The sequence below is a fragment of the Bradyrhizobium liaoningense genome, from assembly GCF_018130825.1.
In the GTDB taxonomy this organism is placed as follows: domain Bacteria; phylum Pseudomonadota; class Alphaproteobacteria; order Rhizobiales; family Xanthobacteraceae; genus Bradyrhizobium; species Bradyrhizobium liaoningense_B.
This window is the reverse complement of the sequence record NZ_JAFCJS010000006.1, coordinates 404,075-416,218: the sequence shown is the minus strand read 5'-3', so window position 1 is coordinate 416,218 and position 12,144 is coordinate 404,075. Positions and strand designations below refer to the sequence as shown.

Here is a 12,144-nt window from a genome sequence, read left to right as displayed (position 1 = left end):
GAGATTGCCGTCAAGTGTCTGATTTTTCAAAATAATTTTGAGATTTTTGCGCTGGCTAGGCAGGCTAAATGCTTAGCCGACCTTGCAATTCCAGAACGCTCTAACGACTTTGACACATTTTAGCCGCACTCGTTTTAAGCGAACCGCGCCGTCGCGCTACCACTGATCAGCGACCTTCGCGACTCACCCGAACGCCACCACGTTGCCAACAGTCACTGCACTGTCCAACAACAATCCAGTACGCGCGATGTCGTCGATAGAGTGCTCGGTGATGTGACGCGAATAGTGTTTTTCGATCATCGCGACCGAGGTGTTGTGCAGCGATGCTACCAGCCGGATCGGCACACCTCGCACCAGCATACGGACGATGCTGCTGTGCCTCAGCGCGTACATCGTCACCTCAGCAGGATCGAGACCGATGCTCGTGACAACATTGTCCACCTGACGATGATAGTTCTGGCCCGGATTCTTGTCCCAGGGCAGGCCGTCGCCTTGCAGCAGCAGTGGCTCATTGCCGGTGCGACCCTTTGCAGCCCGCTTCAATCGCGTCGCAAGCTGTGTGGTAATTGGCACACTGTAACGCTCGGCCTTCTTCTGCGCTCGATTCCGTCCACCACCTTTGGCCGACTTTGGCATCGACAACTTTGGCCGCACCGGATGATCGTGCAAGTCATCGACACGGAGCCGCACGGCCTGCGATGGTCGCGCGCCAGTGACTGACAGCGTGTCGGTCAGTAGCCCAAACTTCTCATCGAGCCTGTAAGCGGCGGCGACGAACTCGCGCACCTTGTCGTCCGAGAGCACGACGTTGCGGGCTTCCTGCGCATCGGGCAGGCCGGCGAGTCCGATTTCCCAAGCGTCACCGTTCTTGATGCGCTGATCATGCTGCGCGGCCAAGGCCAGCGCGGCGCAGATGCACCGACAAAGCCTATTAATCGTGCTTGGCTTCATCGTGCCGATCAGGCCGTCGCGCCATCTCTTCAGCTCGGTGAGGGTGAGCAGCGCCACTGGCTTGTCCAGCAGCGCGCGGGAAAGGTGGAGGCGCGGGTGCTCGGCGTTGTAAGGGTTCGCGCTGCGCGCGATCAGGTCGGCCCTGTAGCTCGTCAATGCGCCATCGACCGTGATCGGCGCGTTGTCAGCGCCGCCGGTTTCGCCACGCGCCAGCTTCTTCGCCTGCTCCTGGGCCTGATGAAACGTCAGCACGGCGTTGCCATCGGCGTCCTCGAAATCATCCGCGAGGGCGAACGCCTTGGTCCAGTAGCCGTTGCAGCCGTTGCTGACCTTTGCGATCCACGTGCCGTTGCTCTTGTTGCGGCGATACATCAGCAAAATTCCGCGCGCCAACGACGGTCCGCTGTACGGCCTGCGGCGGACGGCGAATTTGTTGAGCCGCGCGCTGCGGCTTTCGAACGGGCTGTAACTAACCTTTCGTGCCATGGTGATTTGTCCGGGTGTCTCGCGATGTGTCGCGACAGTGTGCATAAAGCCTAAAAAAGGCTGGTGGCAGCTTACGAAGAGTTCGCGTTGTCCGGCAACGGGTTGCGGACTTGACGCGCCTCTATGCAGCTTCACCCGACTATTTATTTTCCCTGCGCAATGGTTTTACGGCTTATGGCGCGCTCTCCCCGGGGAGCGATGCACTATTGCCCCCGTCGCCTTGCGGATGACTGATGCGCGCACCCGGTCGGGCCGCTTCACCACCGCAAGCCTTGACGCACAGACCCCGGGCGTCAGGACCACACGCTTTTGCCGTCCGCGGACGTCCCTCCCAAGCCATTCGAAAGCTCGCGCGTGCTCGCCCCCGAAACTGAAAAGGAAACGCTGTGACAGCGCCGTGTCGATCCGCGGAAGGTGATGGCTCACGAGGCTCGCCCGCCCTGCCACCCCGTCACGCGCCGGCGCTGCCGCGTCCATCGCATCCCGGCCTACGTATCGTGACGATCGCGAAACGTCCCTTTGACGGGCCGGGATGCCTTGCGGTTTAACCGAAGACGCGAATTCGGTCAATCAGAATAATTCCGCGAAGTGCCCTTGACCTGCATGTGGCCTGTTTTGCCGTCGGGCAGCGCGAGACTTTGTGCGCGCACGGCGTCCGAGCTTGCTCGCTCCGCTACGGGCGGACATGGCTATGATATAGGAGAGCCCGCTTCAGTCCCTTCTTGCGATGAACATGCCAAAACTAAGAACCATCATTCCCGTCATATTGGTCAACGCGTTGCTCTGGGGCGGGCTTCTTCACGCCTTTAGTGGGGCAGTCATCGCTTTATACGAACGAGGATATGGTCGGCGTAGCGCCATCTTCCTGTACGTGGCGCCGCCGATGGCTGCACTGCTGGTCTTCGTGCTTGCGCCAAGCCTTCTATGCTATCTTGGAAAACGAGAGGGAGCTCGCTTTCTGTCGTGGGCCTCGTTCCCCTGCGTGGCCCTCTATTTCTTGGCCGTAGTCATCCCTTCGGCGGCGATCTAAGCGGTAAAGCAGGACAGTCTCGCCTTATCGGAGAGTGAGCATATATGTTTGCGGCGGTCGCGATTATCGTTTTGTTGGTTGTCTTGTTGGCACCTTCATGGGGTATTCTTTATTTTAATCGGATGACCTTTGGTCAAGCGGTAGAAGCTGCGTGGCGCGTTTGGATTGCGCAAGTGACTGCATCCATCACACTCATTTTTCTTGCCGATCGTCTGGGTTTGCTAAATCCGGCTGGCTATACGCTTGGAATATGTCTCACGGTTGGATTAGCAGGTGCTCTCTTCCTCCGACTTAGAATCGAATAAGCGGCCTCCGCCTCGAGCTATCCGCCGACGACCACAACCGGACGACTTCCGCTCCGCTGCCCGGGTCGGGGTGCAGGACCCACACCCTAGGCCGGCACGATCACCTTGCCGATCGGCCAGAGCGCGATGCCCGCGAGCTTGAGGTGGGCCCAGGCGAACGGGATGCCGATGATGGTGACCGCAAGGACCAGTGCGGTCACGAGGTGGCCGAGCGCCAGCCACCAGCCGGCCAGCACGAACCAGATGATGTTGCCGATCACCCCGAGCGGGCCGGTGCCGATATCCTCGACACCCGTGACCTCGTAGCGGCTGACCGCCCTCGAGCCGAACGGCAGCAAGGTGTAGACGGCGATATTGAACGCCGCCCGCGCCCAGGGCAGGCCGATGATGGTGACGGCCATGATGACGGCAGCCACCAGCCAGCCGAACGCCATCCAGGCGCCGCCGATGAGGATCCAGAGGATGTTGAGCAGGATGGAAACGGGGGTCATGGCACGATCCAGAAGTCAGTGATCCCGTTCATATAGGCACGAAATCTGCCTCTGCTAAGACGGTGACGTAGCCCGGATGGAGCGTAGCGCAATCCGGGGGCGTGCCACCAGCTACGACGGTCCCGGATTACGCTGCGCTCCATCCGGGCTACGGGTCTCCGGCTACCGCCCCGTAAATTTCGGCTCCCGCTTTTCCATGAACGCCTTCATGCCTTCGGCCATGTCCTCGGTCTTGAACAATGGCAAAAGCTGGAGATAGACGTGGTGGACGTGGTCGGAGAAATTTTCGTTGAGGCCCATCCGCATCATGCGCTTGGAGGCCTGCACCGCCAGCGGCGCATTGGCCGCGATTTCCCGGGCGATTGTCATGGCGCGGGTCATCAGCTCGGCATCAGGCACGACCTCGTTGGCGAGCCCCCATTCCAGGCATTCGCGCGCGCTCAGCGTGCGGCCCGTGAAGATCAGCTCGGAGGCCTTGGCCCAGCCGAGCATGCGCGGCAGCAGCCAGGTGCCGCCGGATTCCGGCACGACGCCGCGCTTGACGAAGGCGGCGGCGAGCTTCGAGGACTCCGCCATGATGCGGATGTCGCAGCCGAGCGCGGTGTCCATGCCATAGCCGGCCGCGCCGCCATTGACGGCGCAGATGGTCGGCTTGTCCATCGCCTGCAAGACCGTCGGCGGGGTATTGCGCAAATTGATCGTGGTCGGCGACGACGCGGCGCTGAGGCCGTTGCCGTCGCGCTCCTTGCGCAGGTCGAGACCGGCGCAGAACGCCCTGCCCTTGCCGGTGAGGATCACGACGCGGACGTTGTTGTCCTCGTTGGCCTCGGTGAGGAGCCGCGCCAGATCGTTCAGCATCGGGCCGGAGATGGTGTTCATGCGCTCCGGCGCGTTCAGCGTGATGGTCGCGATGTGGTCGGCGACTTCGTAGAGGACTTCTTTTGCGGAGTCGGTCATGAATAAGTCTCCTTGTCCCCTATCTCGTAGGGTGGGCAAAGGCGCTCTTGCGCCGTGCCCACCATCAGTGCCTTGTGATAGTTACGGTGGGCACGCTTCGCTTTGCCCACCCTACGGATCTTCGTCGAATTGTCAGATCTTGCGCCCGGCCTGTTCCCAATAGGGATCGCGGAGCCGGCGCTTGAATATCTTGCCGGAATCTTCGCGCGGCAGCCCCGAGCGGATCTCGATGTGCTTGGGCACCTTGTAATCTGCGAGCGAGGTCTTCAATCGCGCGCGGACATCGGCGGCATCGAGCGCAACGCCGGCTTGCGGCTCGACCACGGCCATCAGCGCCTCGCCGAACTCGGCGTCGGGGATGCCGAACACCGCGCAATCGTGCACGCCGGGCACGGCATGCAGCACGGATTCGATCTCGGCCGGGTAGATGTTGACGCCCCCTGATATCACCATGTCGCGCTTGCGGTCGCAGATGAAGACGTAGCCGTCCTCGTCGATATAGCCGACGTCACCGGAGGTGATGAAGCCGTCGCGGTCGATCTCGGCGCGCTTCTCCAGCTTGTTGTGGTAGGTGAAGTCGGCCAGCTCCGCCATGCGGGAATAGATCTCGCCGATCTCGCCCACGCCGAGCACGCTTCCGTCCTCGCCGAGGAAACGAAGCTCGGCGCCGGGCGAGATCTTGCCGACAGTGCCGGGCTTCTTCAGGGCGTCCTCCGAGGTCGCGAAGGTCACGGCGCCGGATTCGGTCGAGCCGTAGAATTCGTAGATCACCGGCCCCCACCATTCGATCATGGCGCGCTTAACGTCGGCCGGGCACGGCGCGGCGGCATGGATGATGTGACGAAGCGAGGAGACGTCATATTTCCTGCGCACCGCTTCCGGCAGCTTCATCAGGCGGATGAACATGGTTGGCACCATGAAGATCGTGTCGACCCTGTAGCGCTCGATCAGCTGCAGAAACTCTTCCGCCTCGAACCGCGGCATCAGCACCAGTGCGCCGCCGAGCTTGCCGGCGCGGATGCCGAACGAGTTCGGCGCGGAATGATAGAGCGGCCCGGGCAGCAGCGCGCGGGCGCCGGGCTTCAGCCCATAGATCATCGCACGCATGCGCTCGCCGGCCGCCTGCTGATCCGGCGTCGGCGCATTGCGCCGCACGCCCTTGGGATGGCCAGTCGTGCCCGACGTGTAGATCATGTTCATGGGCTGCGGCACGATGGGGCCGTCATAGGGCTGGAACTGTGCGAGCCAGGATTCGAGATCGATGGCGAAGTCTGGCGTCTTCAGATGATCGGGATCGATCTTGTAACTGGACAGGATCTCCGGCGGCGTCGGCACGCTGAGCACGGTGACGCCCTTCGGGATCGCATCGCGCAAGGCGTGCAGCATGTCGGCATGACCGATCAGCACGGACGTGCCGGTATCGCCAAGGATGTAGTTGATCTCCTCCGGCTTGAAGTGCCAGTTGATCGGCACGCCATAGGCCCCGAGCCGCATCGCGGCGTAGGCGGCTTCCAGGAAGGCGATGTCGTTGCGCTTCAGCATGCAGACGCAATCGCCTTGGCGGACGCCGATTGTGGCGAGGCCGCTTGCGATGCGGTCGGCGCGATTGGTGACCTCCGCATGGGAACGGCGGCGCTCGCCGGAGACGATGCCGAAGAATTGGGACGTTTCGCTCATTTTTGTTTTTCTTTGTTGTTTGAAGTCGACCCTCATGGTGAGGAGGCGCAAAGCGCCGTCTCGAACCATGAGGGCCCGTAGCCCATCCCTCGAGACGCCGCTTCGCGGCTCCTCGGGATGAGGTCTGTGCTAATCCGCGAACTTCGGCGCACGCTTCTCCAAATTGGCCCGCACCGCCTCGGTCTGGTTCGCGCTGCCGATCAGCTTCTGCTGCTCGACGGATTCGGCGAGCAGCGCGGGACCCGGATCGACCGAGAGATTGTTGAGCAGCCGCTTCGCCGCGCGGATCGCATCGGGGCTTTTTCCCGCGATCTCGCGCGCGACTTCGAGCGCTGCCGCGCGCGGATCGTCGCAGATGCGCGTGGCGAGGCCGTAGGTCATCGCCTCCTGCGCGGAGAAGATGCGGCCGGTGTAGGTGAGATCGCGCAGGATGTCGTCGCGCACGAGGCTGGCCAGGATCGGCGTGCCCGCCATATCGGGCACGAGGCCCCATTTGATCTCCATCACCGACATCCGCGCATCGGCGCTGAGGAACCGCATGTCGGCGCCGAGCGAGAGCTGGAAGCCGCCGCCGAAGGCGACGCCATGCACCGCTGCGATCACGGGAACCGGAAGCTGACGCCAGCCCCACACGGCCTGTTGCGGGAAATTCGCCTGACCATGCGTGCGCATAGTGAGATCGCGATTTTCGCCACCCGGAATTCCGTTGCCGCCCTTTTCCTTCATGGCGGCAAAACGCCCCATGTCGAGACCGGCGCAGAAGGCGCGGCCTTCACCGGACAACACGACGACGCGCACGCTCTTGTCCTTCGAAAGCCGGTCGGTTGCGGCTACAAGGGCCTCGAACATGGCCTGATCGAGCGCGTTCATCTTGTCCGCGCGCACCAGGCGGACATCGGCGACGCCTTCCGAGATCGAGATCGAGACGCGCTCTTCCATGGATGAATTCTCCCTGTTCTTGTTCGGTGCCGCTTTACAGGACGCTGGCGGCCGGATTTAGTCAATCGACCAATTAACTGACAATCCGTACGGGAGAAACAGCGATGTTCAAGGAAAATCTTCTGGCCGGACGGCGCATTCTCGTGACCGGCGGCGGCACCGGGCTTGGCAAGTCGATGGCGGCGCGCTTTCTCCAGCTCGGTGCCGAGGTGCACATCTGCGGCCGCCGCAAGATCGTGTGCGACGAGACCGCGACCGAATTGATGGACCTCTATGGCGGCCGCGTCACCAGCCACGGCGTCGACATCCGCAACGCGCTCGCGGTCGACGAGATGATCGAGAACATCTTTCGCGACGGCCCCCTCACCGATCTCATCAACAACGCTGCGGGCAATTTCATCTCGCGCAGCGAGGAACTCTCGCCGCGCGGCTTCGATGCCGTCGCCAACATCGTCATGCACGGCACGTTCTACGTGACGCATGCGGTCGGCAAGCGCTGGATCGCCTTGAAGCAGCCCGGCAATGTCGTTTCGATCACCGTGACCTGGGTGCGCAACGGCTCGCCCTATGTGGTGCCGTCGGCGATGAGCAAGTCGGCGATCCACGCGATGACGATGTCGCTTGCGACCGAATGGGGCCGCTACGGCATCCGCCTCAACACCATCGCGCCGGGCGAGATCCCGACCGAGGGCATGAGCAAGCGCATCAAGCCCGGTGATGAAGCGGGTGCGCGCACCAAGGCGATGAATCCGATGGGCCGCGTCGGCACCATGGACGAGTTGCAGAACCTCGCGGTGTTCCTGATCTCCGGCGGCTGCGACTGGATCACCGGCGAGACGATTGCGATGGACGGCGCGCAGGCGCTCGCCATGGGCGGCAATTTCTACCAGCTCCGCGACTGGAGCGACGACGACTGGAAGACCGCACGCGAAAGCATCATGGCGCAGAACGAGAAGGACCGGGCGAAGCGGGGGTAGTTGTTGTCGTCCCGGCGAAGGTCGGGACCCATACTCACCGAATGTGGTTTGGCGAAGATTGGTCATGACTGATCTTCGCCAAATTGCGTTCAGTGGTTATGGATCCCGGCCCCCGTGCGCAATTGCGCACTAGGCCGGGACGACGATGTTGAAGCAGTAGCGCGCTCCCTCCCCCATCTTGTCTTCACCCGCGGATGACGCCACACTCCCCGGCATAAAAACAAGACGTACGGGAGAAACATGTCCGCATCACCGAAACTGGCTGACCTCGCCGACATGGTGCGCGAGCGCGCGAAGAGCCGCGGCAGTGCCATTGCCTATGAGTTCGAGGGCCGCGCCACCAGCTTTGCCGAGTTCGACATCAAGACCAACAAGGTCGCCAACGCGCTTCTCGCGGTGGGTGTCAGACACGGCGATCGCATCGCCTATCTCGGCAAGAACAGCGATCTCTATTTCGAGCTGCTGATGGGCGCGATGAAGGCCGGCGTGGTGATGGCGCCGGTGAACTGGCGACTCGCGGGGCCCGAGGTCGCCTTCATCGTTTCGGATTGCAAGGCGCCGGTGCTGTTCGTCGGGCCGGAGTTCATCACGCAGGTCCGCCAGATCAGGGATCAGCTCCCGGGCGTGCGCACGATCATCACCACCGAGGGCGGCGCACCGGAATGGCGGGACTTTACCGCGTGGCGCGATGCGCAGAGCGGCGATGATCCCAAGGTGCCGATCGACACCAGGGACATCGCGATCCAGCTCTATACGTCAGGCACCACGGGCAAGCCGAAGGGCGCGATGCTGAGCCACGCGAACTTCCTCAATCTCGTGCAGACCGGCAATGCCGAGGACAAGCCGGAATGGAACCGGTGGTCGACCAACGACGTCTCGCTGGTGGCGATGCCGATCTTCCATATCGGCGGTTCGGGATGGGGCGTAATGGGGCTCTATCACGGCGCCCGCGGCGTGATCGCGCGCGAATTCGATCCGACCAAGGTGCTGGACTTCTTCGAGCAGTCGGGCATCACGAAGCTCTTCATGGTGCCGGCGGCGATGCAGTTCGTGGTGCGGCAGCCGCGCGCCAGGACGGTGGATTTCTCGCGGCTGAAATACATGCTGTACGGCGCCTCGCCGATTCCAGCGGCGCTCCTGAAGGAGTGCATCGAAATCTTCAAATGCGGCTTCGTCCAGATGTACGGCATGACCGAGACCACGGGCACCATCGTCGCGCTGCCGCCGGAGGACCATATCGAGGGGCTGGAGCGGATGCGCTCGGCCGGCAAGGCCCTGCCCGGCGTCGAGATCGCCATCCTCGACGCCGACGGCAAGCCGCTGCCGCCGCGCCAGGTCGGTGAGATCGCGACGCGCTCGGGCTCCAACATGGCCGGCTACTGGAATCTGCCGGAGGCGACCGCCGCAACGCTGCGCGGCGACGGCTGGCTGCGCACAGGCGATGCCGGCTACATGGACGAGGACGGCTATCTCTACATCCACGACCGCATCAAGGACATGATCATCTCCGGCGGCGAGAACATCTATCCCGCCGAGGTCGAGAGCGCGCTGTGCGATCATCCAGATGTCGCAGAAGCCGCCGTGATCGGCGTGCCCGACGACAAATGGGGCGAGGCGGTGAAGGCCGTCGTCGTGATGAAGCCCGGCAAGCAGGCGACCGCCACCGACATCATCAACTTCACCCGCGAGCGCATCGCCGGCTACAAGACGCCGAAGAGCGTGGAGTTCTTGCCGGCGCTGCCGCGGAATCCCAGCGGCAAAATCTTGCGGCGGCAATTGCGCGAGCCGTATTGGGCGGGAAAGGATCGAAGAGTGAATTGATCGCGAGGTGCCGTAGGGTGGGCAAAGGCGCAAAGCGCCGTGCCCACCGTTCTTTCACGCTTGTAACAGGTGGTGGGCACGCTTCGCTTTGCCCACCCTACGATAGCGGTGGAAGCCTCAATGTTTCCCCGGTCCCATATACCCGAACAAGAACCCCGCTACCTTCCGCATCTGGATCTCCTCGCTGCCCTCGGTGATCCGGTAGCGGCGGTGGTGGCGGTAGATGTGCTCGAACGGCTTGTGGCGTGAATAGCCCATGCCGCCGTGGACCTGCATGGCCCGGTCGGCGGATTCGCAGCAGAGGCGGTTTGCAAAATAGTTGCACATGGAGACGCGATCGGAGAGCGTGCGCTCGATCTGCTCTTCGGTGAGCTGATCCATCTCCCAGGCCGTCTTGCGGATCAGAAGGCGCAGCATCTCGGCCTGCGTGGCGAGCTCGACCAGCGGGAACTGGATCGCCTGGTTTTCGGCGAGCGCCCTGCCGAACGGCTTTCGCTCGCGTGCGTATTTGACGCTCTCGTTGATGCAGTAGACGGCCGCGCCGAGCGAGCTCGCCGCCTGGCGGATGCGGTTCTGGTGCACGAAGCACTGCGCCAAGGACAGTCCGCGGCCGACCTCGCCGAACTGCGCATCTTCAGGCACGAACACATCCGTGAAGCTGACGCGGGGATGGTCGGTCGGCATGTTGAACGTCCACATGTACTCCTCGACCTTGACGCCGTGGCTCTTGGCCGGCACCAGGAAGCAGGTGATGCCGCGGGCATCGCCGTCATTGCCGCTGGTGCGCGCGAACAGCGCGCAGTGCGTGGCGACGTGCATGCCCGTCGTCCACATCTTCTCGCCATTGATGATCCAGCCCTTGACGTTGTCGCGGGTCGCCGGCACCGCGCGCGTCTCCATGTGGGTGGCGTCGGAGCCGTGATGCGGCTCGGTCAGGCCAAAGGTGATGCGGTACTTCCCCCTGATCGAGCCGTCGATCATCGCCTTCTGGTCGTCGCGGCCGTAGCGATCGAGCATGGTGACGACGGGGAAATTGCCGACGATGGAATGCTCGTTCTGGAGGTCGTTGTGCAGGCCAAGGCCTTTTGCGGCAAAGTGCTCGCGGATCACGGCCATCCAGAGATTGGAGCCGTCCTTGCCGCCATATTGCTTCGGCACCGGAAAGCGCAGATGCCCGGCGGCGTCGGCGAGATCCTTGGCCTTGCGCAGCAGCGCTTCCCATTCATGGCGCGGCAGGCCGCCATTCTCGAAATCGGTGCGCGCCCATTCGCGGCGATGGTCGAAGAAGCGGATGTTGTCGTCGGCCTCCTCCAGCGGCTTGATCTCGCGTTCGATGAAACGGTCGAGCTCTCCGAGATAGGCGACGAGATCGGCAGGCAATGAGAAATCCACAGGTTCTCTCCCGGATTGATTTTATCGTTTTGCGTTAAGGCGCTAGGCGCGTCTTTGCTTCGCACGATTAAGGTGAGAAGAGCCTCGCCGAGTCAAGCAAGCCGAGGCGTGCCGGCCATGCAAGGCGCGCCCGCGCAATTCGATGGTGCTCCGGCGCGAACGCACGGTAGTATGACGCCAATATTCCTTCACGAGAAAATGCGGGAGCGCGCGATGGAGCTGAAATTTTCCAAGGTGGAACGCAAGGGGCCGATCACGATCGTCACGCTGTCGCGGCCCGAGGTCTACAACGCGCTGCACACCGATGCGCATTTCGAGCTGCAAAAAGTGTTCGACGATTTCTCCGCCGATCCCGAGCAGTGGATCGCCGTCGTCACAGGCAGCGGCGACAATGCGTTCTGCGCCGGCAACGATCTGAAGTGGCAGGCCGCCGGCGGCAAGCGCGGCTGGGACAAGGGCGGCTTTGCCGGCCTCACGGCGCGATTCGACTGCGACAAGCCGATCATCGCCGCGGTGAACGGCGTCGCGATGGGCGGCGGTTTCGAGATCGCGCTCGCCTGCGATCTCATCATCGCCGCGGAGAACGCGACCTTCGCGCTACCGGAGCCGCGCGTGGGCCTTGCCGCGCTCGCCGGCGGCCTGCACCGGTTGCCGCGCCAGATCGGGCTGAAGCGCGCCATGGGCATGATCCTCACCGCGCGCCATGTCAGCGCCAAGGAAGGTTTTGAACTCGGCTTCGTCAACGAGGTGGTGCCACAGGGCGAAGCGCTTTCGGCCGCGCTGCGCTGGGCGGAGATGATCAGCAAGAACTCGCCAATGTCGATCCGCGCGTCCAAGCAGGCCATTCAGAAGGGCCTCGCCGTCTCGCTGGAACAGGCCATCGCGGAGCAGCGCGACTATCCGGCCGTGCAGGCGATGGCGGCCTCGCAGGATTACATCGAGGGACCGAAGGCGTTCTCGGAGAAGCGGCCGCCGAAATGGATGGGGAAGTAACGCGGTCTTTCCATCGTCATTGCGAGCGCAGCGAAGCAATCCAGAATCTCTCCGCGGAGAAAGTCTGGATTGCTTCGTCGCAAGGGCTCCTCGCAATGACGGGGAGAGAGTGGGCGTAGCCCGGA

10 protein-coding genes are annotated in these 12,144 nt (G+C 62.9%); 4 read left to right on the top strand and 6 right to left on the bottom strand.

The features are described 5' to 3' along the window. Window positions 1-183 precede the first annotated feature (183 nt). Window positions 184-1,437 carry a tyrosine-type recombinase/integrase gene (locus tag JQ603_RS26750; protein ID WP_212343663.1) on the bottom strand — a complete coding sequence of 418 codons (1,254 nt, stop codon included), beginning with the start codon at window positions 1,435-1,437 and terminating at the stop codon, window positions 184-186. 1,074 nt (window positions 1,438-2,511) lie between these two features. Between JQ603_RS26750 and JQ603_RS26745 the strand changes: the two genes are divergently transcribed. Further along, a complete protein-coding gene (locus JQ603_RS26745; protein WP_212343662.1) occupies window positions 2,512-2,772 on the top strand; it encodes a hypothetical protein in 261 nt (86 codons plus the stop codon). Between the two features lie 86 nt (window positions 2,773-2,858). On the opposite strand, the gene JQ603_RS26740 is transcribed toward JQ603_RS26745, so the two are convergent. From JQ603_RS26740 to JQ603_RS26725, 4 genes are all read right to left on the bottom strand, one after another. Next, complete coding sequence (locus tag JQ603_RS26740) at window positions 2,859-3,263, bottom strand: YccF domain-containing protein (protein ID WP_027571287.1); 405 nt, start codon at window positions 3,261-3,263, stop codon at window positions 2,859-2,861. A gap of 162 nt (window positions 3,264-3,425) precedes the next feature. Continuing rightward, on the bottom strand, window positions 3,426-4,220 hold the full coding sequence (locus tag JQ603_RS26735) for an enoyl-CoA hydratase/isomerase family protein (protein WP_212343661.1): 795 nt from the start codon (window positions 4,218-4,220) through the stop codon (window positions 3,426-3,428). Between the two features lie 132 nt (window positions 4,221-4,352). Next, on the bottom strand, window positions 4,353-5,897 hold the full coding sequence (locus JQ603_RS26730) for an acyl-CoA synthetase (protein ID WP_212343660.1): 1,545 nt from the start codon (window positions 5,895-5,897) through the stop codon (window positions 4,353-4,355). A 129-nt stretch (window positions 5,898-6,026) separates the two neighbouring features. Beyond that, window positions 6,027-6,836 carry a crotonase/enoyl-CoA hydratase family protein gene (locus JQ603_RS26725; protein ID WP_212343659.1) on the bottom strand — a complete coding sequence of 270 codons (810 nt, stop codon included), beginning with the start codon at window positions 6,834-6,836 and terminating at the stop codon, window positions 6,027-6,029. Window positions 6,837-6,940: 104 nt separating this feature from the next. Here JQ603_RS26725 and JQ603_RS26720 point away from each other — a divergent pair, with 104 nt between their 5' ends. After that, window positions 6,941-7,813: an SDR family oxidoreductase gene (locus JQ603_RS26720; RefSeq protein ID WP_212343658.1), complete on the top strand. Its 873-nt coding sequence runs from the start codon at window positions 6,941-6,943 to the stop codon at window positions 7,811-7,813. Between the two features lie 240 nt (window positions 7,814-8,053). Continuing rightward, complete coding sequence (locus JQ603_RS26715; RefSeq protein ID WP_212343657.1) at window positions 8,054-9,634, top strand: fatty acid--CoA ligase; 1,581 nt, start codon at window positions 8,054-8,056, stop codon at window positions 9,632-9,634. 117 nt (window positions 9,635-9,751) lie between these two features. Here the strand turns inward: JQ603_RS26715 and JQ603_RS26710 are convergent, their stop codons facing one another. Next, complete coding sequence (locus JQ603_RS26710) at window positions 9,752-11,026, bottom strand: acyl-CoA dehydrogenase family protein (RefSeq protein WP_018648065.1); 1,275 nt, start codon at window positions 11,024-11,026, stop codon at window positions 9,752-9,754. Between the two features lie 213 nt (window positions 11,027-11,239). Here JQ603_RS26710 and JQ603_RS26705 point away from each other — a divergent pair, with 213 nt between their 5' ends. Further along, window positions 11,240-12,019 (top strand): enoyl-CoA hydratase-related protein, encoded by a 780-nt coding sequence (locus JQ603_RS26705; protein WP_212343656.1) that lies wholly within the window; start codon window positions 11,240-11,242, stop codon window positions 12,017-12,019. The last annotated feature ends 125 nt before the right edge of the window (window positions 12,020-12,144 follow it).

What these genes read in the sequence shown, in the direction of transcription:
- JQ603_RS26750 (WP_212343663.1), bottom strand. Translation starts at nt 1,437, where the DNA reads ATGGCACGAAAGGTTAGTTACAGCCCGTTCGAAAGCCGCAGCGCGCGG.
- JQ603_RS26745 (WP_212343662.1), top strand. Translation starts at nt 2,512, where the DNA reads ATGTTTGCGGCGGTCGCGATTATCGTTTTGTTGGTTGTCTTGTTGGCA.
- JQ603_RS26740 (WP_027571287.1), bottom strand. Translation starts at nt 3,263, where the DNA reads ATGACCCCCGTTTCCATCCTGCTCAACATCCTCTGGATCCTCATCGGC.
- JQ603_RS26735 (WP_212343661.1), bottom strand. Translation starts at nt 4,220, where the DNA reads ATGACCGACTCCGCAAAAGAAGTCCTCTACGAAGTCGCCGACCACATC.
- JQ603_RS26730 (WP_212343660.1), bottom strand. Translation starts at nt 5,897, where the DNA reads ATGAGCGAAACGTCCCAATTCTTCGGCATCGTCTCCGGCGAGCGCCGC.
- JQ603_RS26725 (WP_212343659.1), bottom strand. Translation starts at nt 6,836, where the DNA reads ATGGAAGAGCGCGTCTCGATCTCGATCTCGGAAGGCGTCGCCGATGTC.
- JQ603_RS26720 (WP_212343658.1), top strand. Translation starts at nt 6,941, where the DNA reads ATGTTCAAGGAAAATCTTCTGGCCGGACGGCGCATTCTCGTGACCGGC.
- JQ603_RS26715 (WP_212343657.1), top strand. Translation starts at nt 8,054, where the DNA reads ATGTCCGCATCACCGAAACTGGCTGACCTCGCCGACATGGTGCGCGAG.
- JQ603_RS26705 (WP_212343656.1), top strand. Translation starts at nt 11,240, where the DNA reads ATGGAGCTGAAATTTTCCAAGGTGGAACGCAAGGGGCCGATCACGATC.